The sequence below is a fragment of the Vallitaleaceae bacterium 9-2 genome (assembly GCA_038396585.1).
GTDB lineage: Bacteria > Bacillota > Clostridia > Lachnospirales > Vallitaleaceae > UBA1351.
Genome location: CP121691.1, coordinates 235,114 through 259,013 on the forward strand (window position 1 = coordinate 235,114; position 23,900 = coordinate 259,013).

The following is a 23,900-nucleotide window of genomic DNA, read 5'->3' on the forward strand; positions in this document are numbered from 1 at the left end:
TTACGAAATCATCCGATAAAGGTAGAGAAGAGATAATATTTTCAATCAGAAAGGTGTGTACTTATGAGAATTAACCATAATATACCGGCGCTTCGAGCTTTAAATCAATTGAATCGGTCCAATAGTAAATTAGACACAACATTAGAACGTCTTTCATCAGGTCTTCGAATCAATCGAGCAGCCGATGATGCCGCAGGTTTGGCAATCACTCAAAAGATGGACACGCAGGTAAGAGGGTTGGAACAAGCGAATCGAAATGCCATGGATGGCATATCATTAATACAGACGGCAGAAGGTGCATTAAATGAAGTGCATGCGATGCTACAAAGAATAAGGGAATTGGCGGTTCAAGTTTCTAATGGTACTTATGATGCGTCCGATCGAGAAGCGGTGCAAAATGAAGTCAATGAGTTACAAAATGAGATTCAACGAATCTCGGATGATACAGAATTTAATGAAATGAAATTATTAAATGGAAGCGTTGACCGTCGTACATTTTCAGAAGACGAAACCGTAGGCAATATCGTGTCCATGAGTGATACGGTGACTCCTGGTGAATATGCTTTTGAAGTGACACAGGCAGCAACCCAAACAGAAGCTGTGGGTAGTGGCGTTGCCGCAGGCTTTTTTGATGGTGATGGTAAAGCAAGTGTTGGTGGTGTGATTAATGTTAATGGAGAGCAAGTTGAAATTAATATAGGTGACACAGCCGATGAAGTTTTTGGAAAAGTGCGAGATGCGTGTGAACGTGTTGGTGTCACATTAACATCATCGAATACGCCATTTGCAAATGGTGAGAGCTTGACTTTTACCCATGATAAATTTGGTGTGGACTATGAGATTGAAATTACCGGAACGAGTGATTTACTCGCAGGATTAGGCGTAGATACTCCAAATCTAACGGTTACAGATGGGACGGATATAGTTGTGGCTACACCGACAGGGTTCCCTGCGGATATGACTGTTGAAGCGTCTGGGAATGAAGTCGTATTTAAAGCATCGGGTAACTTTGAATTACGTATAGCAGGAGCGGGTGCGTTAGGAACAACGACAATCAATATTCTAGAAACAGGACCATTAAACCTTCAAATTGGAGCTAATGAAGGACAATTTATGGAGATTCGTATCCAAGAGCTGTCACCTAAGACATTGCGATTAACGGAGATGAACTTAGCGACAGTTGAAGGGGCTCAAGAGGCAATAACGATTGCAGACGAGGCGATAACAACAGTTTCAAGTGTGCGAGCTAAACTGGGTGCTTACCAAAATCGTTTGGAACATACGATTGCAAACTTGCAGTCTGCCGGCGAGAATATGACAGCGTCTATGTCACGAATTCAGGATGCAGACATGGCATATGAAATGGCTCAGTTTACTCAACAAAATATTATTCAGCAAGCCGGAACATCTATGCTGGCACAGGCAAATCAGAGGCCGCAATCATTGTTACAGCTTCTACAAGGATAGGTGATTAAATGAACAAGGAACTTGTTAATGAGTATCAAACCCGTATTGTTAATGCCAGTCGTAAAGAGCTTTTAGTTATTAATTATGAAATGCTTTTATCAGAGCTTGAAGAGGCTCTTGAAGGGCTAGATAGTGATAATAATCTTCGCTTTGAAAAGGCTATGCATATGGCGCAAAAACTTCTAAGAGAGTTAAGTGAAGGGTTAAATTTTGAATATGCAATATCAAAAGAGTTGCTGTCGCTTTATATCTATGTGAATAAACTTTTTTTGGATGCACAGGTCCATGATCTAAAAGAACCTTTAGAGGAAGCGGTGACAATTATCCGTATCCTTTTAGATGGATGGAAGCAAGTAGAAAGCGATGAACAAGAGCCGGTTATTGCAAATGGACAAAAGGTCTATGCAGGATTGACTTATGGTAAAGCAGCGCTTAATGAGTCGGTTGATTCTAAACCTAATCGAGGTTATAAGGCTTAAAACAGAATAGAGTGATATAAATATTCAACAAAAAAGAGCTATTGCGAAAGCAAAAGCTCTTTTTTAATCGTTATGTATTATTCTGGTTGAGGAGCATCTACAGGACATACGTCTGCACAAGCGCCGCAATCGATACATTCGTCAGCGTTGATTACGTAAATAGAATCGCCTTCTGAAATAGCACCAGTTGGGCATTCTGATTCACAAGCACCACATGAAATACAATCGTCATTAATAATGTAAGCCATCCGTTACACCTCCTACTTAATCTGTTAACAGTCTCATTTTATACCATATAAACAATAAATACAAGATGAAATTTTTACTAGTCTTAATCTGTATTTATTCGTTCATAACAACGTGTTTATTATGTGTTTTAAAAATATCATATGTTCGTTGCATGAGAGCGGCACTTGGTTCAGGAGTATCTTTTAATGTATAGTCTAGTCCAAGCTCTTTCCACTTGTATCCACCCATTTGATGGAATGGCAAAAGCTCGATTCGATCAATATTAGGATAATTGCTTAAGTGTTTGGACAAGCCTGTGATTGCTTCTTCTTGATCGGTTAGATCAGGGACAAGAACGTAACGCACCCATGTAGAAATATTTTTCTCGCGCAGGTAGTCTAAAAACTTTAAAGTAGGTGCCAACTCAACACCAGTCAGATTTTTATATTTTTCAGGATCAAAGTGTTTTATATCTAATAATACAAGGTCGGTCAGGTTAAGGATTTCTTTGACTTGATCATTAAAAATATAACCGGATGTATCAATGGCGGTATGAATACCGTGTTTTTTTAAGCGCGTGAAGAACTCTTTGACAAAATCAAGTTGTAAAAGGGGTTCTCCCCCGGTGACGGTAACACCGCCACCAGAATAATTCATGTAAGATTTATATTTTAAAGCTTCTTCAACTAAGTGATCTATGGAGGTGTCTTTTCCGTCTTTCATAATCCAAGTATCAGGGTTATGACAATATTTACAACGTAATGGGCATCCTTGAGTGAATACAACGAAGCGAATGCCGGGGCCGTCAACGGTTCCGCAAGTTTCGATGGAATGGATTTTTGCCATTGTTTTACCTCCTTATTTGAATCTATAAACTAAGCTCGTTCGTGGAAAGTACGGTTAATAACGTCAAGTTGTTGCTCGCGAGTTAATTTGACAAAGTTAACCGCATATCCAGATACACGGATTGTCAACTGAGGATATTGCTCAGGATGATCCATAGCGTCAATTAAAGTTTCTTTGTCAAAGACGTTAACGTTGATATGGTGACCGCCGTCATGGAAATATCCGTCAAGCATTCCGACAAGGTTGGTTACACGCATATCTAAATCTTTTCCAAGTGCTTTTGGAACAATAGAGAATGTGTAACTGATACCATCTTCAGCGTGTTCAAATGGTATTTTTGCAACAGAAGCCATAGATGCAATAGCACCGTTATGGTCACGTCCGTGCATTGGGTTAGCACCAGGAGCAAAAGGATCGCCTGCTTTACGTCCATCTGGAGTTGAACCTGTTTTCTTACCATAAACAACGTTTGAAGTAATAGTTAAGATACTCATTGTTGGAACGGAATCACGATAAGTCTTGTGCTTACGTAGCTTATTCATAAAACGTTCAACGATATCTGTAGCGATAAGGTCAACACTATCATCATTGTTTCCATATGCAGGATAGCTGTTAGGTTCAACTTCGTAGTCAACAGCAAGACCTTCATCATTACGGATAACTTTTACAGTTGAATGCTTGATTGCAGATAATGAATCGGCAACAACAGAGAGTCCGGCGATACCACATGCAGAGGTTCTTAGTATATCCCGATCATGAAGAGCCATTTGAAGCTTCTCATAAGCGTATTTATCGTGCATGTAATGAATGATGTTTAAGGTATTGATGTAAAGTTGAGACAACCAATCAAGAATTTGGTCGAATTTTGCCATAACTTCGTCATACTCAAGTACATCAGAAGTAATAGGTGCAAACATTGGAGCAACTTGTGTTCCGCTTTTTTCGTCAACACCGCCGTTGATAGCGTATAATAATGCTTTTGCCAAGTTAGCACGTGCGCCAAAGAACTGCATTTGCTTTCCGATAGGCATTGCAGATACACAGCATGCGATACCATAGTCATCCCCGTAGGTTGGACGCATAAGATCATCGTTTTCATATTGGATGGATGAAGTGTCGATGGATACTTTTGCCACGAAACGTTTGAAAGCTTCCGGCAATTGTTCAGACCAAAGCACAGTTAAGTTTGGTTCTGGAGCTGGTCCGAGTGTATATAATGTATGCAATACACGGTAGCTTGTTTTTGTAACCAGTGGGCGTCCGTCAATAGCTACACCACCGATTGATTCAGTAACCCAAGTTGGGTCTCCGGAGAATAAGTCATTGTATGAAGGCGTTCTAAGGAATCGCACCATACGAAGTTTAATAACAAAATGATCAATAAGTTCTTGAGCATCTTTTTCTGTTAAGAGTCCACGATCAATGTCGCGTTGAATATAAATATCTAAGAATGTTGACACACGTCCAAGACTCATTGCAGCACCATCTTGTTCTTTAATAGCAGCAAGATAACCAAAATATGTCCATTGGATAGCTTCTTGAGCTGTTGTAGCTGGAAGGCTGATATCATATCCATAGCTTTCTGCCATTTGCTTAAGCTCTTTAAGTGCTTTTACTTGTTCAGACAACTCTTCACGAAGAATAATCACATTTTCTTCCATGTAATCCATTTCAAGTTGTTTTTTTGAGGATAACTTTTCTTCGATAAGTCGATCAACACCATATAGAGCAACACGGCGATAGTCACCGATAATACGTCCACGGCCATATGCATCAGGAAGTCCAGTAATAACACCACTTCGGCGCGCACTTCGCATATCCTCAGTATAGGCATCAAAAACACCATCATTATGTGTTTTACGATAACGTGTGAAGATCTCTTTTGTATTTGGATCAAGCTCATATCCATATGAATCTAGGGCGTTTTCAACAACACGAATACCACCAAATGGCATAATTCCACGTTTTAGTGGAGCATCTGTTTGAAAACCAACAATTTTTTCGATGGATTTGTCCAAATATCCAGGTCCATGTGAAGTGATTGATGAGGGAACTTTAGTTTCAGCATCTAAAATTCCTTTGTCGCGTTCTTCAAGCATTAGCTTACTGACTTGATCCCATAGTTTTGTAGTATCTTCTGTAGCTGTCTCTAAAAATGCATCGTCATCTAAGTATGGCGTGAAGTTTCTTAAAATAAAGTCACGAACATTAATGCTTGTTGTCCAACTTCCTTTGTTAAAATCATTCCATGCAGCATTCATTAAGAATTCCTCCTTTATGCTCTCTTAAAAATATAATATCAAATGAAAAAACCTTTTAAAAGGTTATTCATGTTTATGATTATATTATATATGTATACTGTATACACGTCAAGAGGTTTTTATCGGATAATGATAATTGTTCTTAATCGCACGAAAAAAATGATTTTAATACGCACAATCTTATGAATATGATATAATAAAGAGCAAAGTGACTACGAATGTTAAAGCGGAGGTTAATTATGAATGAAGTATTAGATTTAGTCATTATCGGAGCAGGACCAGCCGGGATGACAGCGGCTATTTATGCGAGCCGAGCACAGATGAAGTTTGTTATTTTAGAAAAAGCGTTTCCTGGAGGACAAATTACAAATACATATGAAATCGAAAATTATCCGGGAATCAAGACAGCATCAGGATTTGAACTTACAACGATGATGCAAGAACATGTAACAAACTTTGGTATTGAGATTCAAACAGAAGATGTTCAAGACGTTGAGTTAGATGCAACGATAAAAATAATAAAAACATCAACAAATACCTACCATGCCAAGACGGTAATTTTTGCCATGGGAGCAACGTGGAAAAAACTTGGGGTTGAAGGGGAAGAGACTTTTTCAGGACGTGGAGTCTCCTACTGTGCCACCTGTGACGGTGCTTTTTATCGCAACAAGACGACGATGGTTGTCGGGGGCGGTGACGTAGCTGTAGAAGATGCTATCTATCTGGCGCGTATGTGCGAAAAAGTCTATCTTGTACATCGCCGCGATGAATTACGTGCAGTAAAAGTGTTGCAAGAAAAACTGTTTGAACTTGAAAATGTTGAAATTATCTGGGACAGCGAGTTGACCAAGATCGAAGGGGACCAATTTGTGAGTCGAACAGAAGTAGCCAATAAAAAAACCGGTGAAGTGCGCTCAATCGATGCAGATGGTGTATTTATAGCTGTAGGAAGTAACCCTAATACTGAATTTTTACGTGGAAAAGTCGATATGGATCAAGGGGGCTATATAGCAACCGGAGAAAACTGCATGACCAATGTTGAAGGTGTTTTTGCAGCAGGAGACTTACGCCAAAAATCCCTGCGACAAGTCATCACAGCATGTGGAGATGGAGCAACGGCGGTCTATAGTGCGGAGCGTTTTATATAGACCTATAGAGAGTGCATAAGAAGTAATGGAGGAAAAGATGAAAATAAAAACCATAGAAGTGAGTTTTTTGCAAACCAATTGTATGATCATATGGGATGAAGCGACACACCATGGTATTATTATTGATCCAGGTGCAAAAAGCGCTAAAGTTCTTGATACTATTGAAACTGAAAACTTAGTCATTACGCATATTCTTATTACACATGGACACTTTGACCATGTAGGCGGAGTGAATTTTTTAGTAGAAGCATTAAAAGAACAAGGCCAAGCGCCACAGGTGTGTATGCATGGTTTGGAAAAAGAGGAAATGGAAGCAGGGGCTAAAAAACAGCATGAAAAACAGTTTTTTGATATTGATATAGATTTAAAAGACAAACAATCATTAAACGTAGGATTTACAGCATTTGATCTAATTGTGGTTCCGGGACATACAAGCTATAGTGTGTGCTTTTATAATAAGGAGCACGGGTTTGTTGTATCAGGAGATACCCTCTTTTACCGAACGATTGGTACATCTGGATATTATAATGGACCGGATACAGACTTGCGCGAGTATGTGAAAAGACGTCTACTAACGCTTGCGGATGAGACTGTAGTATATCCTGGGCATGGAGATACGACAACAATTGGTGATGAAAAGCGAATGAATCCGTTCCTTGCATAATACGCCTGTTATCTTAAGGTTATGAAGATACATATATGTGTCGATATAAAATATATAAATAACCTTTAAAGTAGGTGATATAATGAATGGAAAAGTCTTATTGTTTGTACGAGATTATCAGATAAAAAGAAACTTGATTAGTTTGCTGACACATTTACAAGTCCAGTTTATGGAATGTTTTGAAGAAGAAGAATTGAGCTTTAAGTTGCAATTATATACACAAGGCAATCGTATATTTATTTATGAGTTTACAGGCAATGTCAAACAAGAAGAATATGAACGTGTGAAAGCGATCAAGGACAAAGGCTGGAAAATCCTTGCTATTTATCCAAGGTATTCAACCCGCTTTATTGATGAAAGCCAAAAAATACAGATTGACGATATATTAACCCATCCGATTGAACCGGAATCCATGAAGCGCAAGATGATTGCACTTATTAATAAGATGGCACCGGAAAGTAAAACTCAGCCAGTTCATCCTGAGAACTTACAAGATGCAGTGCGGGTTGAGATAAACCGAGCAACACGAGGTAATTATCCCTTGTCGTTTATTATGATTTCTCCACCGGAGATGTCCGATGAACACAAGGATATTTTTTCTGGAAAACTAAAAGAACATCTACGAGAGACGGATATGATTTATACAGAAGATGATGCAAACACATACATGATGTTGTGTCCGTTTACTCCTAAAAATCTTCTGGTTGAAGTAGAAAACAAGATTCGACGGGTATTTGAAGAGCTTAGGGAACCCTTTAAGATAGCGCGTAAAGACAAAGTATATGTTCATGGACTTACACTAGATGAAGATGGTCAATCGTATCAAGAAATCTATGAAAAATTGCTAAAAGGCATTCATGACAGTAAATTATTAGATCAAGAGGATATTCAAGATATATTTAAAGATCGCACGAAGCTTATGGCGTATCGTAATCTGTTTAAGCGAATATAACTTGCTTGTTTCTTCATATGTTTTGTATTATAATGAAGGTGTAAGAATATGAGACGGAGAAGGTGAATAGATGAAAGAACGCAGAAAGTATAAACGTTTGCCAATTAAGTTAATCATTGATATTGACAAACTCTTTAGACAAGATAATGAAATTATTAGCGACATAAATGAATCGATTGAAGTCGTCGATATTTCAAAACGTGGTATCGGCTTTTTGTGCAAAGATGAATTGCCATTAGATTACTACTTTAATGCAAAGATTCAATTTGATGAAGTACGTTTTTTCTATTGTGTCATTAAAATTATCCGTAAAGAAAAGATTGACCAGGGATATCATTTTGGATGTGAATTTGTTGGACTGGCAGAGTTCTTATCTAAAAAAGTAGATGAATATGAATCGATTCTTAATGATATGGATTCAGAAGTATAGAAAGATGTGCGTGACTAAGAGATAAAGCAGTACATGATGTACTGCTTTTTGTTTAACTTTTTTTACTGGAGGTATGATATGAGCATGTTAGAAGCTGCGGCACAAGCGAAAAAGGCATCAATTAAATTAGCGGCATCATCAACGAAACTAAAGAATAAGGCTTTGAAAAATATTGCTGAAGTATTGGTGGCCAACAAGAAGATGATTATAACGGCAAACCAATTAGACTTAGAACAAAGCGAAGCAGAACATTTAGAAGCGCCGTTACTGAAAAGACTGCGTTTTGATGATGCAAAGATTGAAGAAGTGGTGGAAGGAATACACAGTTTAATCAAACTAGAGGACCCTGTGGGACAAGAATTGTTAAAAACCGAACTTGATCATGGGTTGATGTTGGTTAAAGAAAGCTGCCCTATTGGTTTGATTGGTGTTATCTTCGAGTCGCGCCCGGATGCCCTTGTTCAGATTGCAAGCCTTTGTTTAAAAAGTGGCAATGCAGTTATGCTAAAGGGTGGAAGTGAAGCAAAAAGAACGAATAAGGTTTTGACCGAACTTATTGTTCAGGCAACGGATGAAGCGGGGATTCCTAGTTCATGGATTCATAATATTGAATCCCGAGCAGAAGTGTCTAAAATGCTAGGTCTTGATGAATATATTGACTTGATTATTCCAAGAGGCTCCAACGCATTTGTGCGATATATTATCGAAAATTCAAGAATTCCGGTTCTAGGTCATGCAGATGGCATCTGCCATGGATATATTCATCGGGATGCGGATATACAGATGGCTGTTGATGTTGCTCTAGATTCAAAAACCCAGTATGTGGCTGTATGTAATGCCATGGAAACACTATTAGTGCATCGAGGCATTGCCAAGGAGTTTTTGCCTAAATTAGCTGCAGCATATGCACCCTTTAATGTTCGCATCCATGGGTGTGAAAAAACACAGATGATTATTGACTGTGAACCGGCAACAGAACAAGACTGGAAAACAGAATATCTAGATTATGAAATTTCGATTCGAATTGTTGATAGTATGGAAGATGCAATAGAACATATTAATACTTATGGTTCAGGACATACAGAGACGATTGTGACACAAAACAAAGACAAGGCAAAAACATTTATGATGCTTGTTGATTCAGGAAATGTTTTTCACAATTGTTCAACACGATTTAGTGATGGATTTAGATATGGATTTGGTGCGGAGGTTGGGATTAGCACCAACAAAATACATGCAAGGGGTCCGGTTGGACTTGATGGGCTATTAATCTATAAGTACAAACTTTATGGGCATGGACAAATTGCAGGTGACTATGCACAAGGTATAAAAAAATTCACCCATCGACACATTAAGTAACATATGATTTTGGAATTATTATAGGCCAAGGAAAATTTTTCATCAACGAAAAATATCCTTGGCCTTTGTGTATGATTTTAGTTGTTTTTAAATCGATAGGTTGTCTTTGTACGATATATTTGTCCCGGTTCTAGAAAGCGACTTTCAACAAATGGTGCATTAAGAGCATCCGGGTAATACTGGGTTTCAAGGCAAAAGGCTGCTTGCTTTTGAAGGGGAATATTATCGCTGGCAATAAAGGTATTATCAATATAATTGCCAGAATAGAAAACGACACATGCAGCATCTGTGGTGACTTCCATGATGCGACCTGTTTTTGGGTCTTTGGCAACGATTAAGGGAGCGCTTGATGGCTGATTAAGCTCAAAAGCGTGATCGTATCCACCGGCGATACGAATTTGCTCTACATCGTCATTGATATTTTTACCAATAGGTTTTGCTACACGAAAATCAAAGACGGTACCTTCTACAGGGCTAAGACAAGTAGCGATGGTCTCTTCATTTACTGGAGTATATCGGGTTGCTTGAATTTCTAATTCATGGTCATGAATCGTTGTTGTATAGTCTCCACTTAGGTTGAAATAGCAGTGATTAGTCATGTTAACAAAGGTTTTTTTATCAGTTGTACACGTGTATTGAAGGGTGAGGGCGTTGGTATTATCAAAAGAATAACTGACGGTACAATCTAGATTACCTGGAAAGCCCTCGGTCATATCGGGACTCATATGATGTAAGGTAATACTGGCTTTTTCCTGACTGCAGTATTCGCTGACTTCCCATATTTGCTTGTCAAAAGCATTAGGACCTCCATGTAAGTTGTTGTTACCATCATTTTTGGCTAAAGTATATGTGGTGTCGTCAATGTCAAAGGAAGCGCCGGAAATCCGTCCGCCGACACGACCAATCATTGCGCCAATATATCCATCATAAGTTTCATACTTTTGAACATCATCATAGCTAATGGCAACATTTTTAAAGATACCGTCTTGATCAGGTACGTTGATACTTCGGATGATTCCCCCTAGGTTTAAAATGGACACACTGGCACCTGCTTCATTCGTGAGTGTATACTCCATCACATCATCGCCGGCTTGAGTTTTTCCAAAGAGCTTTTTGCTGATTTCCATAATGCATATCTCCTTCTCTACACTAGATTTTTGCAAACAATTTTACGATAAAATCCATTATACACCAACGCTTATAATGCTACAAGTAAGCAAGGGATAAAATCCGTTTCGACTGTTGCGAAAACAAGTAAAATATGTAATACTATAGAATGAAAACTAAAATAAATTTATGTTAGGAGACAAAATGGAAAAAGTTGTATTAGCTACAGTTGGTGATGTGGAAATCACAAAAGAGCAAATGATCAATATTTTAAGAAATATTCCTCAAGAGCATGCAGCAAGTGTTGCTGGTGAAGAAGGACGCGTACGTTTACTTGATGAAATGATTGCAGGTGAACTTTTATACTTAGACGCAAAGAAAAATGGTCTTGATGAAGAAGAAAACTTTCAAAAAATCTTAGAAGATACAGCTAGAACTTTATTACAACGCTATGCTGTAAATAAATTATTTGAAGGCATTGAGGTTTCAGATGATGAGATTAGTACACATTATGATGAAAATAGAGACCAATATACAGAAACAGAAAAAGCGAGTGCAAAGCATATCCTTGTAGATACAGAAGAAAAAGCACTTGAAGTTAAACAAGAAATCGAAGACGGCAAAAGCTTTGAAGATGCAGCAAAAGAGCACTCAACATGTCCTTCAAAAGAACGTGGTGGTGAGCTTGGAGAATTTGGACGTGGCCAAATGGTCAAAGAATTTGAAGATGCGGCATTTGATGCAACTATCGGAGAGCTTGTAGGACCTGTACAAACACAATTTGGATTCCATTTATTGATTGTCGATGCAGTAATCCCAGCAGCGGTTCAACCTCTTGAGCAAGTAAAAGATGCAATTCAAGGGCAGTTGGCACAAGCAAAGCAAGCGGATGTATACTTTAAGGCAGTGGACGAATTGAAAAAAGAGTATCCTGTAAAAGTGAATCCTGAAGCATTGAAATAAGCTATGACTCCTAGGGCCGTTCAGATTCTGTTCGGTCCTTTTATATACCTTTTTTAGAAGGTCCATGATATAATTAGAGGACAAAGAAATTTTCTTAGAGTAAATACAAGAGCATTACAGAATGGAGAAGCGTATGCCGCTAACAAAAAAGCAAGGATTTTTAAATAAGGTGTATGACATAATATCAAAAGATCAGGTATTATGTGATGAACCTTTAAAAGAATATACATCATTTAAGATAGGAGGACCTGCAGATTACTTGATTTTTCCAAAAACTAACATGCAGGTTAGTCGTATAATTAAGCTTTGTAAACAAGAAGAGATGCCTCTATTTATCCTTGGTAATGGAAGTAACCTCTTGGTTACAGATGAAGGCTTTCGTGGTGTAGTGATTCAACTATACAAAGCATTTAATACAATAACGGTCGATCAGACAAGGATAATAGCTCAAGCAGGTGCTAGACTTAGTCAAGTGGCCAATGCAGCAGCGCGTGCCAGCTTAACAGGGCTTGAGTTTGCCTCAGGGATTCCAGGAACCTTAGGCGGAGCCGTCTTTATGAATGCAGGAGCCTACGGAGGCGAGATGGAGCAAGTTGTGCGCCGGGTGACAGCAGTAGACATGGAGGGGAACCTATTTGAATTCACACATGATGAGCTAGCGTTTGCGTATCGCCACAGCATGTTGCAAGATCGGCACATGATTGCCCTAGACGTTGTGATAGAACTTCAAAAAGGAGATCAAACAGAGATTCGACGGATTATGTTTGAACTGAACAAACGTCGCAAAGAAAAACAGCCATTAGAATTTCCAAGTGCGGGAAGCACATTTAAACGTCCGGAGGGATATTTTGCAGGAAAGCTTATTATGGACGCTGGCCTTGCGGGATACCGGGTTGGAGATGCGATGGTGTCAGAAAAACATTGTGGATTTATTATTAATGTAGGTGAGGCGACCTGCTCAGATGTATTGGCGCTCATTGAACATATTCAAACGGTTGTCTATGCGAAGTTTCAGGTCACGTTGGAGCGAGAAGTCAAAGTTATTGGTGAGCGGTGAATTAAGGAGATAAGATGCAATTTTCAATTATAACAGGTATGTCGGGTGCAGGAAAAAGCACCGTATTAAAAAATCTTGAAGATCTAGGATATTTTTGTGTGGATAACTTACCGCCTACACTCATCGGAAAGTTCGCTGATATCTGCTTTAGCCCAGACTCGGGTATCAATAATGTGGCATTAGGGATTGATGTTCGTGGTGGAGAGTTTTTCAATGTGTTGTTTGAAGAAATTGATAAATTAAAAGCTGCTGACTATGAGATTAACATGGTTTTTTTAGAATCCTCTGATGACGTCTTAGTGAAGCGGTTTAAAGAAACGCGTCGCCGTCACCCCTTAGTGAGTGTTGGACGCATAGAAGATGGGATTGCACAGGAACGCGAGCTGTTAAAAGAAGCAAAACGACGCGCAGATTATATTGTAGATACGTCGTCGTTACTGACACGAGAATTGAAAAATGAAATATACAAAATATTTATAGAAGAAAAAAGCTATGATAACTTAATTGTGTCGGTATTGTCCTTTGGATTCAAATATGGAATTCCTTCAGATGCGGACCTTGTCTTTGATGTGCGCTTTATTCCCAATCCTTTTTATCTGGAAGAGCTTCGCTCAAAAAGTGGAAACGATCAAGAAGTACAAGAGTATGTTATGAAATGGGAGTCGTCACAAGTTTTTATGAACAAGTTGACGGAGATGATTTCGTTTTTGCTCCCACATTATGTACAAGAAGGAAAAAACCAACTTGTTATTGCAATAGGATGCACCGGGGGCAAGCACCGTTCCGTGACGTTAGCCAATGAGCTTTATGCACGGTTGGATGCAGATGAATACAGTGTCAATGTCTATCATCGAGATATTCAAAAAGATGCGCGTTTAGGGAAGTAAGAGGATGCTATGTATAAAAATAAAAGGATTGTATGCATTGGAGGCGGAACAGGTCTATCAACAATGCTTCGGGGCTTAAAAGAATATACCGATGAACTTACAGCAATCGTTACGGTAGCTGATAACGGGGGACATTCGGGAATCTTAAGAAAAGAGATGAATATGTTGCCGCCAGGTGATATTCGTAACTGTCTATTAGCTTTAGCTGAAACTGAACCTATTATGAAAGAAGTGTTTCAATACCGTTTTCATGATGGGGTGCTTAAAGATCATAATTTTGGAAATCTATTTTTAGCCGCCTTAACGTCAGTTTATGGAAGCTTTGAAAAAGCGGTTGAAAAAGCAAATGAAGTTCTTGCAGTAAAAGGGCAGGTGTTGCCTGTTTCGATGGAAGATATTCAGTTAAAAGCTACCTATGAAGATGGAACAACAGTTATTGGAGAACATGAGATTGTTTATACAAATAAAAGTAGTTACAAACGTATTATGGGAGTTGAATTGGTTCCACAAGAAGTACAACCCTATCCAAAAGCCATTGAAGCGATTTTAAAAGCGGATTTGGTTGTTTTGGGACCGGGAAGCTTATATACAAGCATTATTCCGAATTTATTGGTAAGCGGTGTTGTGGATGCCATTAAGCAATCATTTGCAACGATTGTCTACGTAGGTAATATCATGACACAGCCGGGAGAGACCGATGGTTATACCCTAAAAATGCATGTAGATGCCATCGAAAAATATCTAGGAAAAGATGTGCTACAATATATCATTGCCGATGATTCGCAGTTTGATGAAGAAGTACGTAAGCGCTATTTGGAAGAGCATTCCATTAAGGTAATCAATGATATTGATATAGATGTCTATAGAAATGTCATTACAGATCAGATTGGATGGTATTCTAAAGAGAGTGGTTATATCCGTCATAATGCGGAAAAATTAGCCGAGATTATTATTGAATTATAGGAAGAGGTGAAGACAAGTGTCCTTTTCATCGACGATAAAAGAAGAAACTGCTCGACTGATTGATTCGCCAAGGCATTGTCGAATTGCAGAAATTGCCGCAATTATTAATATGAGCGGGACGATAGAGTTTGATATAGAGCGAAATCGTTATGGAATCATGGTGCAGACAGAAAATGCAACAGTTGCAAGAAAGTACTTTACATTATTAAAGAAAACATTTAATATTAGTGTTGAAGTCGTTACGCGCAAAAGCCGATATTTAAAGAAGAAGAGAGTCTATAACATATATATTTTGAAGCGGCAAGAAGTGACAAAAGTTTTACAAGCATGCCACTTGTTGGAAGATAATAGCATAAACTATCGAATTGATCCATTAATTGTTGCCTCGACGTGCTGTCGAAGATCATATATCCGAGGTGCATTTTTAGCGGCGGGTTCCATGAGCGAACCGGATAAGACATATCATCTAGAGATTGTTGATGCTAGACAGTCCCACAGTAAAGAGCTGGTCAAATTAATGAATCATTTTGACATGGATGCCAAGATTGTTCTTCGCAAAAAATACTATGTGGTATACTTAAAAGAGGGCGCTCAAATTGTTGAGTTTCTCAATGTAATCGAGGCACATGTGGCGTTAATGAAACTGGAAAATTTACGCATCTTGAAAGAGATGCGCAACAATGTGAATCGCATTGTAAATTGTGAAACGGCCAATCTTAATAAAACGGTATCTGCCGCAGTTCGGCAGATTGAAGATATAAATTATATTCAAGAAGCTGTTGGTTTACATACGCTGTCAGAAGGTCTTGAGGAGCTGGCTTTACTGCGACTAGATCATAGCGAAGCAAGCTTAAAAGAACTCGGACAGATGTTGTCTCAGCCCGTTGGAAAATCAGGTGTTAACCACCGATTAAGAAAAATCAGTCAGTATGCAGAAAGTTTAAGAGAAGCAAGGGAGGATTAATTATCATGAAGGAAAAAAATATCGAAGTAAAAATCGCATCAGGGTTAGAAGCGAGACCGGTTGCGTTGTTCGTACAAGCAGCAAGTCAATTCCAGAGCAATATCTATGTATCCGTACAAAATAAAAAAGTTAATGCAAAAAGTATCATGGGAATGATGTCATTAGGCGTTTTAGAAGGTGAATCAATTCTTATTATTGCAGACGGTGAAGATGAAGAAGAAGCAGTGGTAGCACTTGAAAAATATCTAACTGAGGGCAAATAAATATGGAGCAATGTCTTATTTTTGCAACAAAAAATGAAGGAAAAATGAAGGAAATTCGTGAAATATTATCGGATGTACCTTATAAAGTACAGTCAATGTCAGAAGCTGGTATTGACATTGATGTAATTGAAGATGGTGATACATTTGAAGCCAATGCACTCAAAAAAGCCACTGAGATTTGTCAAGTCAGCAAGTGTATTGTCTTGGCAGATGACTCCGGACTTGAAATCGATTTTTTCGATAAAGCGCCAGGAGTTTATTCGGCACGATATCTAGGTAAAGATACACCATATTCAGAAAAAAATGCAATCATCCTAGATCGGATGAAAGAAGTTCCTCGTCATGAACGAACAGCCCGTTTTGTTTGTGCAATCGCAGTGGCCTTTCCTGATGGAACAACACATGTCGTACGAGAGACGATAGAAGGCGAGATTGGCTATGAAAGCAAAGGAGACAATGGTTTTGGCTATGATCCTATATTTTTTGTGCCTGAACATAAAATGACGACGTCTCAGATGCCTTCAGAGTTAAAAAATCAACTAAGCCATCGTGGAAAAGCTTTAAGAAAAATGAAAGCGTTATACTTTAATGCATAATGGAGTCGAAGAATGTATAAAATTTTGGTAATTAGTGACACGCATCATCATATTGGCAATGTAATCGATTTAATCGGTCGAATTAGCGATTTGAATCATATTTTGCACTTAGGGGACCTTGTTGCGGATGCAATGGATATAAAAGCAATCTGTGACGTTCCAGTGCATTTTGTATCCGGCAATTGTGATGGATATCATCCAGATATTCATGACACACTACTTGTAGAGATAAAAAATAAAAAATTTTTGTTAACCCATGGTCACCATTATCATGTAAAAACATCTTTGACGCATTTAGAGAAAATAGCGAAAGATCATCAAGCCGATGTTGCATTATTTGGACATACACATATGTCACATTTGGGATACAAACAGGATTTATTAATTATGAATCCTGGAAGTATTTCCAATCCAAGAAATTCAAAATTCCCTTCTTACGGGATAATTGAAATCGACGGAGAAGGGCGAATTCACGGGACTTTGAATGATTATAAAAAAAGTTTGTAAAAAGTGTTGACAAGCGAATATAATGTGTGTATAATATCACTTGCGCTTGAAGTTACGGAAAACATCAAAAATTACTTAATAATTACGATGATAATAACCGATAGTGTGACCGATGAAAATCGGGGTGTGGCTCAGCTTGGCTAGAGCGCTTGATTTGGGTTCAAGAGGCCGCAGGTTCGAATCCTGTCACCCCGACTTGCATATGCGGGTGTAGTTCAATGGTAGAACACCAGCCTTCCAAGCTGGATACGTGGGTTCGATTCCCATCACCCGCTTATTTTTATCCGTAGCTACATGGATAAAAGTATGTGCCTGTAGCTCAGTCGGATAGAGCACTGGCCTTCTAAGCCAGGTGTCATGGGTTCGAATCCCCTCAGGCACGTTTGTTTCAAATAATATTTAAATCTGGTGGGTATAGCTCAGTTGGTTAGAGCGCTAGATTGTGGCTCTAGAGGCCGTGGGTTCGAATCCCATTACTCACCCTAAGTCATAAAATGACTTAATATGAATTATAGGTTTGACAAGTAACATGAATTACTTAATAATAGTAATTAGTAAGTAACGATGGGCATTCGCCAAGCGGTAAGGCACAGGACTTTGACTCCTGCATTCGCTGGTTCGAATCCAGCATGCCCAGCTATGGGGCACTAGCTCAGTCGGCTAGAGCACTAGACTTTTAATCTAGGTGTCCCGGGTTCGAGTCCCGGGTGCCTCATTATAAATAGTTTATACTATTTATGCCAACTAAATATGCGGGTGTGGCGGAATTGGCAGACGCACTAGACTTAGGATCTAGCGCTTTACGGCGTGGGGGTTCGACTCCCTTCACCCGCACTATAAGAGTCTCAAGCTTTTGGTTTCAAGGGTTTGGGGCTTTTTTGTGTCTGGAATTATCTGCAAGAATTGCAACTGATTTTATCGAAATTGCACACAAATTGCACACACGTTTTATTCTTCGAGTTTTTCGAGGGCTTCGAGCTTCTTTTTTAGATCAAGATGCGTATATATTTCTGATGTAATCGGTGGGATGCTACTATCAATTTCCATAAGACGTTTCATATTAATAACCTATCGCTTTCTCGCTTGACGTTCTGAAATAAGCTCTCCATCGTCTCTTACGTTTAAGAATCTATTATATTGATAATTGTATCTCTTCAAAACCATTTGCTGGGCTAAAACGGTCAAATATCGCTTCAAATAGGGTTTGACAGTTTGGGCATTGGGAGAATATGCATTTTTCACCTTTAGTATATTTTTTGAGGGTATTATGGTTCATCTTTCAGATGCATATCACTTCAATCTCTTTCAAAGTTCTTTTTGCTTCAGGACGGCTTGCAAAGCTGGAAATATATTTCTTTGCCTATTACTACCTGCTAAATCATATCGGATTACAAATTTCACCACTGTTTATTGATGAATCCCATAGTTCACTCTGTTTTCGGGCATAAAAAAGCCCTTGTTTAACAAGGGCTACGTTTGGTATACTATATTCGTTGGATATAGGTATACGTGTAATCTAATTGGTTATTGTGTATCAGGACCGCTCTGTTGGCGCAGGGCAGTTTTTATATTAAGTTTATTTTATCAATATTTATTTAAGCATAAACTACATCTTCTACATCATCTTCAACATCATATTCATCGTAATCCATTGTATCATCGTAATCATCGTCGTCATCATCTGACTCGACATAATCAGATTCATCTTCTTCAGTAGTGGATAATGACTGATAATATTCTTCGGCGGCCATTGTCTTAATAAACTCAGCAGTAGGATCTTCTTCTAATACAAGTTCTTCCAACTCATCGATGGAAACTTGGAAAAACTCTTTGCGTAAGTTTGCTTTGTTTACTCTTTTTTTATGAAGCTTCTCATGCAGTTTATTTTCGAGTCCAACTGCATCATTGGAAAAGATGAAGCTATGTATATCAAATTTGAAAGGAACAGAAGCGCTACCTAATTCGTTGACACGTTCCTCAGGATTAATTCTTCGGGTCATTCCAACTTTGAATATATTATCACCAAATGATCCTAGGTTACTTATTATATAAACGTTTCCTGCTTTCCCGTTCTGTAGTGTGGAAACTTCTTCTTTTTTGATAAGGACATCAGATAATTGAGCTTCTAATTCTAAGATTCTGGACTTTAATAATTCAGCAGCGGCATCATCCGCATTTTCCATTTGGGATTTTAAAGAAGATAACTCGTTGTTATATTTGGCTTCTTCTTGTTCAATGCGTTCTTTTTGTTTCTTAAGTTCACGACGTTCAGCTGCTTCTTCTTTCATCTGTTGGCGAATGGCAGCTTGCTCTTCTTTGGCTTGTTGTTTCTTGACATAATAATTGTATTCAATCTTAACAGCATTTATAAAGAAGTATTCAATTTCACCAATAAACTTTGATATTGTGCCGGCAATATTTTGATTACCCTCAGCAGCAATAACTTGATATTTTTCTGTAATGCTCTTAATCAAATCAATAGAGTCATCAAGCTTTCCATATTTCAAATTTGAAAGTACATTTTGCAGTTCAGCTTTTAATGAAATGACCATAAGCGAATAAATGGACTTGTTTGCCTTAGTTGTATATCTGGACTCATAATCCGCAAGTGTTTTTTCGATTAAACGCTTATTCTCATTAAATGCTTTTCGCAATTCCTTAATATCCATTGAATGAAGATGCATACTAACACCAGGGGCCAATCGTTCAGCTTCCATAAGATCTGATGCTGGAATAACGACATCAAAATGTTGTACATCTTGATTTATATATTTTTTGATGGCATAACTTATTGATTTATGGATTTCTTTAGATTTTTTCAAAGCACGTTTTGCAGAAACTAATTTTTTGGTCACCTTTGCGAGTTCCTCGGTGCTTTGCTCATAATCCATCTTAGATATATTAAATTGATTACGAACATTCTCTGTTTCAGTTAAAATTGCATTGAGTGCTTCTTGAGCTTCAATAACAGAAGAAATTTGAAGATCCTCATGCGTCTTACTTAATTTTTTGTACTTCGCTTGCAATTCATTGTGCGAAGTGGCAATTGTTGTTAATCTCTCGCTTATCTTCTGGTTTTTTTTGTGTTGTAAATAGACTAAGATCCAACCCAAGATAAAAGGAACGACCAATGCACTAAATGCGAAGACGAGTGCGATAAACCAAGTTTCAAGATACCATTGTTTTTTCATATGAACCCCTTTCAAAATTGTTCGAACACTCCCAATGGCTCAAACGTTATTATATACTTTTTATCTATACGATAAAACAAGCCAAGTTTACGCTTGTAATATTCGATAGTCTCTATTAAAAACTCCTCAGTCACCCCAAGATATTCGGCTAATTCTAAGCGACCATGGCAACGAGCTTTATGTGCTTCAATAATCATATGCAGTGGGATAAGTTTTTCATAACCCCAAGCTCTAGCACGTAATTCCTGCTTCCGATTGGCTATAGACGTTTGATCAAGAATGTCACCATGTGATGTATGGTAGTGACCGATTTCTTCAGCTAAAATACAAGCTTTTTCTGTAGTTGTTTCTATGTGCTTGCTAATGCCGATAACGCCGTCTGCATAGAGACCTTTTGTTCTCATATTCAATTCATAGATATCATCAATATCACTGTCGATCATCAATTCCTCATAAGTCATTTTTTCACCCCTATAAAAAAACCTCATACTAATTCATCTTATTTTTTGCGTTTGCTTTTTACAAACGCTTTAAAGGCTTCTATCTCTTCTAATTCTTCATCGCTCCAATCTTCGCTATCATGATGAGCGGCAATTGTTTGAATATCATCACTGGGGGAATCATCCCATCCCATAAGATATGCTGGATGACATTGAAAAAGTTTTGCCAATTCAACGATTGTCTCATGCTTGATATTTTTTATTTCTCCACTTTCATATCTTTGTGCAGTAGCTTCCTTTACGCCCAAATAATTAGCAACTTCAGCAAGTGTCATATGTAAAGACAATCTTCGATTTTTTATTCGTTCATTTATAATAGCCATCGAGCCACCTCCTAAAGATAATCATAGCACCTACTTACGTAAAATGCAATATAAAATAAATATATCGTTTGAACTTACATAATACGTATTGACATCCAAAGAAAAGGGTGCTACTATCGACTTACGCATTAAGTAAGAAAAAGGTGTGAGCTTACACGATGAGTAAAAAACATAGATTATATAAAGTAAGAAGCAATAAGAATAGGGAGGCGTAATTATGGAAAGAAAAGATACGACGAGTACGATCATAAGATCAGAGCATAATATAAAAACAGCAGTAGAGCAGATGCGAAAAGAATTGTTTGAATATGGATTTATATGTAGAACCATCAAGAAGCTGCAGGCAGAGGTCCAAGATTTGGGTAATCTGGTCAAGGCAGAACGCGATACTTCAAAAGCAATTGTGTATTGGGGATCAGAAACACAAAAAAGCAATAAGATTGTTGATCCGACGGCAGATGCTGTAAGCAATATTATTGATAAATATGAAGCGCAGGTTGTATATGTAAATCAAAAGTTACACGACTTATATATGAAAAAAAACCGAGTTGAAGAAAATATAGATATGTTAGATGATCTTGAGCGCAAACTCATCGAACTAAGATATTTTAAAAAACTGCGATGGTATGAAGTGGCACGTGGTGTTGAATATAGTGAACGCCATTGTCGCAGAATGGACAATGCAATTTTAAACAAATTAGTGCAAATTTAGAAGTCGTCCTTTTATGTCCGTTTTTCTATGCTAAGATAATAGTGTAAGAAATTGCAAAGAGCTTGAAAGCGTATTATAACAATGTGGGATCCGATATCGGGTCCTATTTTATTTTACTCTACAAGTTCAATTTTATTCTTTAAAGGAGGTGAGGTAATAGATGGCGAAGGAGAAAATGGAGGGATTAATATGTTAAGTATGATTCAAAACGGTATCGTGGCAAAACTCGAGCAAGAGTTTGGAACAAAAATCAACGTATACGTTGATGAGGGTGTAGAACAAGGTTTAACGAAACCTTGTTTTTTAATTGCTATAGGAAACCCGAGTGTAAGTCAAAAAATAGGTTCAAGATTTTTGGGACATCATCCATTTAGAATCAAATATCTTGGGATGAGTTCACAAAACAATTTAGAGATTCAAATGTTGGCTCAAGATCTCTACGAAGCGTTAGACATTATCACATTATCAAATGGGGATAAACTTCGTGGAACGAAGATGCGTCATGAACTGGTTAATGGAGAGTTACAGTTTGATGTGAATTATGATATGTATGTTCGAAAAGTTGAAGAGCCAAAAGAACTTATGGGAACACTAGCAGTTAACAACCTAATTAAGGGAGGAAAAGTATGAAGACGAGACAAAAAGGAGTACAAAGCAGTAGGAATAAACATATGAATCAGTTAAATAGTAAGAAAGGATTGGTGAAATAATATGGCACTTGGTGGTGGTACGTTTGTCCTTCAAAACAAAGTGTTACCTGGAACGTATATTAATTTTATTAGTTCCATGAAAGCTTCAGCAACATTATCAGAACGAGGTGTGGCAGTTTTGCCTGTAGAACTGGATTGGGGGGTTGATGGTGAAGTCTTTACGGTGACAGTAGAAGAGTTTCAAAAGGACGCATTAAAGATTTTTGGATATGATTATACACATGAAAAACTAAAAGGACTCGTTGATTTATTTAAAAATATTCGAGTAGGGCACTTTTACAAATTGATGAATGGAGGTAGTGCTGCATCAAACCTCTATTGTGATGCAAAATATAAAGGTGTGCGTGGTAACGATTTGATTATTGTTGTCAAAGTTAATACAGATGATAACACCAAGGTTGATGTGCAAACCTACCTTGGCACAACTTTAGTCGATGAGCAAACGGTTCTTGCAAATACAGATCACCTTGTCGACAATGACTATGTACAGTGGAAGGCAAATGTTGAGCTTTTGGAAACAGCAGGTCTTGAGCTTACTGGGGCGGTTAATGGCATTGAAGCGACGGGAGTAGAATATCAAGCGGCACTTGATGCGTTTGAAGCCTATAATTTTCACACCTTTGGCTGCTTATCAACAGTACCTGAGATTGTTGACCTTGTGGTGCAATGGACAAAGCGATTACGCGATACAGTTGGAATGAAGTTTCAAACGGTTGTATATCGTACGTCGTCAGCTGATTATGAAGGCGTCATTAGTGTGGAAAATACTGTTACAGATTCCAATGCACGTCCGTCGTCACTGGTTTATTGGGTGACAGGTTCAGCGGCAGGGACGCCGGTAAATAAAAGTCAAACAAATAAAATATATGATGGTGGATTCAACGTGGACAGTCGCTACACACAACTTCAGTTGGAAGAAGCCATTCAAGAGGGTAAGTTCGTTTTCCATAAAGTGGGTGATGATATTAAAGTGTTAGATGATATCAATACTTTTGTTAGTGTAACAGATTCAAAATCAGGAGATTTTAGTAGCAACCAAACGATTCGAGTCTTTGACCAAATTGCAAATGATATTGGTGTAGTGTTTAATACGAAATACTTAGGGCATGTTCCAAATGATGCAGATGGACGTATTAGTCTGTGGAACGATATTGTTAAGCATCATCAAACACTTCAAGGGATTCGTGCAATCGAAAACTTTGAACCCAATGATGTCAGTGTTGAAGCTGGAGATACAAAAAAAGCAGTCGTTATTAGCGATAAAGTGACACCGGTTAATGCAATGGCACAATTATATATGACAGTAGTTGTTGAATAAGGAAG

25 protein-coding genes and 7 tRNA genes are annotated in these 23,900 nt (G+C 38.1%); 25 read left to right on the forward strand and 7 right to left on the reverse strand.

What is annotated here, in order from left to right; all coding sequences use genetic code 11:
• Nucleotides 1-63 precede the first annotated feature (63 nt).
• Nucleotides 64-1,467 carry a flagellin gene (locus QBE53_01135; protein ID WZL81735.1) on the forward strand — a complete coding sequence of 468 codons (1,404 nt, stop codon included), beginning with the start codon at nucleotides 64-66 and terminating at the stop codon, nucleotides 1,465-1,467.
• A gap of 8 nt (nucleotides 1,468-1,475) precedes the next feature.
• Entirely contained in the window at nucleotides 1,476-1,946 is a 471-nt protein-coding gene (locus QBE53_01140; GenBank protein ID WZL81736.1) for a flagellar protein FliS, read from the forward strand.
• A 77-nt stretch (nucleotides 1,947-2,023) separates the two neighbouring features.
• Here QBE53_01140 and QBE53_01145 read toward each other — a convergent pair whose 3' ends face one another.
• From QBE53_01145 to pflB, 3 genes are all read right to left on the reverse strand, one after another.
• Nucleotides 2,024-2,194 carry a 4Fe-4S binding protein gene (locus QBE53_01145; GenBank protein WZL81737.1) on the reverse strand — a complete coding sequence of 57 codons (171 nt, stop codon included), beginning with the start codon at nucleotides 2,192-2,194 and terminating at the stop codon, nucleotides 2,024-2,026.
• Between the two features lie 94 nt (nucleotides 2,195-2,288).
• Nucleotides 2,289-3,020, reverse strand: coding sequence for a pyruvate formate-lyase-activating protein (gene pflA / locus QBE53_01150; protein ID WZL81738.1), 732 nt, complete (start codon nucleotides 3,018-3,020; stop codon nucleotides 2,289-2,291).
• 29 nt (nucleotides 3,021-3,049) lie between these two features.
• Nucleotides 3,050-5,281, reverse strand: coding sequence for a formate C-acetyltransferase (gene pflB, locus QBE53_01155; protein WZL81739.1), 2,232 nt, complete (start codon nucleotides 5,279-5,281; stop codon nucleotides 3,050-3,052).
• 239 nt (nucleotides 5,282-5,520) lie between these two features.
• On the opposite strand from pflB, the gene trxB reads away from it, so the two are divergent.
• The 5 genes from trxB (at nucleotide 5,521) to QBE53_01180 (ending at nucleotide 9,834) form a co-directional block, all read left to right on the forward strand.
• The gene (gene trxB, locus QBE53_01160) at nucleotides 5,521-6,429 is read left to right on the forward strand and encodes a thioredoxin-disulfide reductase (GenBank protein WZL81740.1); all 909 of its coding nucleotides are present in this window, start codon (nucleotides 5,521-5,523) and stop codon (nucleotides 6,427-6,429) included.
• Between the two features lie 37 nt (nucleotides 6,430-6,466).
• On the forward strand, nucleotides 6,467-7,093 hold the full coding sequence (locus QBE53_01165) for an MBL fold metallo-hydrolase (protein ID WZL81741.1): 627 nt from the start codon (nucleotides 6,467-6,469) through the stop codon (nucleotides 7,091-7,093).
• A gap of 82 nt (nucleotides 7,094-7,175) precedes the next feature.
• Nucleotides 7,176-8,045 carry a hypothetical protein gene (locus QBE53_01170; protein ID WZL81742.1) on the forward strand — a complete coding sequence of 290 codons (870 nt, stop codon included), beginning with the start codon at nucleotides 7,176-7,178 and terminating at the stop codon, nucleotides 8,043-8,045.
• Nucleotides 8,046-8,115: 70 nt separating this feature from the next.
• Nucleotides 8,116-8,475 (forward strand): PilZ domain-containing protein, encoded by a 360-nt coding sequence (locus tag QBE53_01175; GenBank protein WZL81743.1) that lies wholly within the window; start codon nucleotides 8,116-8,118, stop codon nucleotides 8,473-8,475.
• 78 nt (nucleotides 8,476-8,553) lie between these two features.
• Nucleotides 8,554-9,834, forward strand: coding sequence for a glutamate-5-semialdehyde dehydrogenase (locus QBE53_01180; protein ID WZL81744.1), 1,281 nt, complete (start codon nucleotides 8,554-8,556; stop codon nucleotides 9,832-9,834).
• A 77-nt stretch (nucleotides 9,835-9,911) separates the two neighbouring features.
• On the opposite strand, the gene QBE53_01185 is transcribed toward QBE53_01180, so the two are convergent.
• Nucleotides 9,912-10,961 carry a galactose mutarotase gene (locus tag QBE53_01185; GenBank protein ID WZL81745.1) on the reverse strand — a complete coding sequence of 350 codons (1,050 nt, stop codon included), beginning with the start codon at nucleotides 10,959-10,961 and terminating at the stop codon, nucleotides 9,912-9,914.
• A 184-nt stretch (nucleotides 10,962-11,145) separates the two neighbouring features.
• Here QBE53_01185 and QBE53_01190 point away from each other — a divergent pair, with 184 nt between their 5' ends.
• The 15 genes from QBE53_01190 to QBE53_01260 all read left to right on the forward strand — a co-directional run bounded on the left by QBE53_01190 (nucleotide 11,146) and on the right by QBE53_01260 (nucleotide 17,975).
• Nucleotides 11,146-11,904: a peptidylprolyl isomerase gene (locus tag QBE53_01190; GenBank protein WZL81746.1), complete on the forward strand. Its 759-nt coding sequence runs from the start codon at nucleotides 11,146-11,148 to the stop codon at nucleotides 11,902-11,904.
• 133 nt (nucleotides 11,905-12,037) lie between these two features.
• The gene (gene murB / locus QBE53_01195) at nucleotides 12,038-12,961 is read left to right on the forward strand and encodes a UDP-N-acetylmuramate dehydrogenase (GenBank protein ID WZL81747.1); all 924 of its coding nucleotides are present in this window, start codon (nucleotides 12,038-12,040) and stop codon (nucleotides 12,959-12,961) included.
• Nucleotides 12,962-12,975: 14 nt separating this feature from the next.
• A complete protein-coding gene (rapZ, locus tag QBE53_01200; GenBank protein ID WZL81748.1) occupies nucleotides 12,976-13,848 on the forward strand; it encodes an RNase adapter RapZ in 873 nt (290 codons plus the stop codon).
• A gap of 9 nt (nucleotides 13,849-13,857) precedes the next feature.
• A complete protein-coding gene (locus QBE53_01205; protein WZL81749.1) occupies nucleotides 13,858-14,811 on the forward strand; it encodes a YvcK family protein in 954 nt (317 codons plus the stop codon).
• A gap of 16 nt (nucleotides 14,812-14,827) precedes the next feature.
• The gene (gene whiA / locus QBE53_01210; protein ID WZL81750.1) at nucleotides 14,828-15,775 is read left to right on the forward strand and encodes a DNA-binding protein WhiA; all 948 of its coding nucleotides are present in this window, start codon (nucleotides 14,828-14,830) and stop codon (nucleotides 15,773-15,775) included.
• 5 nt (nucleotides 15,776-15,780) lie between these two features.
• Complete coding sequence (locus QBE53_01215) at nucleotides 15,781-16,038, forward strand: HPr family phosphocarrier protein (GenBank protein WZL81751.1); 258 nt, start codon at nucleotides 15,781-15,783, stop codon at nucleotides 16,036-16,038.
• A gap of 2 nt (nucleotides 16,039-16,040) precedes the next feature.
• Nucleotides 16,041-16,634, forward strand: a complete 594-nt coding sequence (locus QBE53_01220; GenBank protein WZL81752.1) for an XTP/dITP diphosphatase — start codon at nucleotides 16,041-16,043, stop codon at nucleotides 16,632-16,634.
• Nucleotides 16,635-16,646: 12 nt separating this feature from the next.
• Entirely contained in the window at nucleotides 16,647-17,141 is a 495-nt protein-coding gene (locus tag QBE53_01225; protein WZL81753.1) for a metallophosphoesterase, read from the forward strand.
• Nucleotides 17,142-17,261: 120 nt separating this feature from the next.
• A tRNA-Pro gene (locus QBE53_01230) sits at nucleotides 17,262-17,336 on the forward strand.
• A 9-nt stretch (nucleotides 17,337-17,345) separates the two neighbouring features.
• Nucleotides 17,346-17,416 (forward strand) — tRNA-Gly (locus tag QBE53_01235).
• Nucleotides 17,417-17,449: 33 nt separating this feature from the next.
• A tRNA-Arg gene (locus QBE53_01240) sits at nucleotides 17,450-17,523 on the forward strand.
• Nucleotides 17,524-17,549: 26 nt separating this feature from the next.
• Nucleotides 17,550-17,623, forward strand: a tRNA-His gene (locus QBE53_01245).
• A gap of 83 nt (nucleotides 17,624-17,706) precedes the next feature.
• A tRNA-Gln gene (locus QBE53_01250) sits at nucleotides 17,707-17,778 on the forward strand.
• Between the two features lie 4 nt (nucleotides 17,779-17,782).
• Nucleotides 17,783-17,856: transfer RNA gene (locus tag QBE53_01255), tRNA-Lys, on the forward strand.
• A gap of 37 nt (nucleotides 17,857-17,893) precedes the next feature.
• Nucleotides 17,894-17,975: transfer RNA gene (locus tag QBE53_01260), tRNA-Leu, on the forward strand.
• Nucleotides 17,976-18,736: 761 nt separating this feature from the next.
• Here QBE53_01260 and QBE53_01265 read toward each other — a convergent pair.
• Genes QBE53_01265 through QBE53_01275 form a run of 3 tightly spaced genes read right to left on the reverse strand, consistent with a single transcriptional unit; the run spans nucleotide 18,737 to nucleotide 21,155 of the window.
• A complete protein-coding gene (locus QBE53_01265) occupies nucleotides 18,737-20,332 on the reverse strand; it encodes a GIY-YIG nuclease family protein (protein ID WZL81754.1) in 1,596 nt (531 codons plus the stop codon).
• Nucleotides 20,333-20,343: 11 nt separating this feature from the next.
• The gene (locus tag QBE53_01270) at nucleotides 20,344-20,793 is read right to left on the reverse strand and encodes an ImmA/IrrE family metallo-endopeptidase (protein WZL81755.1); all 450 of its coding nucleotides are present in this window, start codon (nucleotides 20,791-20,793) and stop codon (nucleotides 20,344-20,346) included.
• A gap of 38 nt (nucleotides 20,794-20,831) precedes the next feature.
• A complete protein-coding gene (locus QBE53_01275; protein ID WZL81756.1) occupies nucleotides 20,832-21,155 on the reverse strand; it encodes a helix-turn-helix transcriptional regulator in 324 nt (107 codons plus the stop codon).
• Between the two features lie 217 nt (nucleotides 21,156-21,372).
• On the opposite strand from QBE53_01275, the gene QBE53_01280 reads away from it, so the two are divergent.
• The 3 genes from QBE53_01280 to QBE53_01290 all read left to right on the forward strand — a co-directional run bounded on the left by QBE53_01280 (nucleotide 21,373) and on the right by QBE53_01290 (nucleotide 23,895).
• Nucleotides 21,373-21,867 carry a hypothetical protein gene (locus QBE53_01280; protein WZL81757.1) on the forward strand — a complete coding sequence of 165 codons (495 nt, stop codon included), beginning with the start codon at nucleotides 21,373-21,375 and terminating at the stop codon, nucleotides 21,865-21,867.
• Nucleotides 21,868-22,056: 189 nt separating this feature from the next.
• Nucleotides 22,057-22,497 carry a hypothetical protein gene (locus tag QBE53_01285; protein WZL81758.1) on the forward strand — a complete coding sequence of 147 codons (441 nt, stop codon included), beginning with the start codon at nucleotides 22,057-22,059 and terminating at the stop codon, nucleotides 22,495-22,497.
• A gap of 81 nt (nucleotides 22,498-22,578) precedes the next feature.
• Nucleotides 22,579-23,895: a phage tail sheath family protein gene (locus QBE53_01290; protein ID WZL81759.1), complete on the forward strand. Its 1,317-nt coding sequence runs from the start codon at nucleotides 22,579-22,581 to the stop codon at nucleotides 23,893-23,895.
• Nucleotides 23,896-23,900 lie beyond the last annotated feature (5 nt).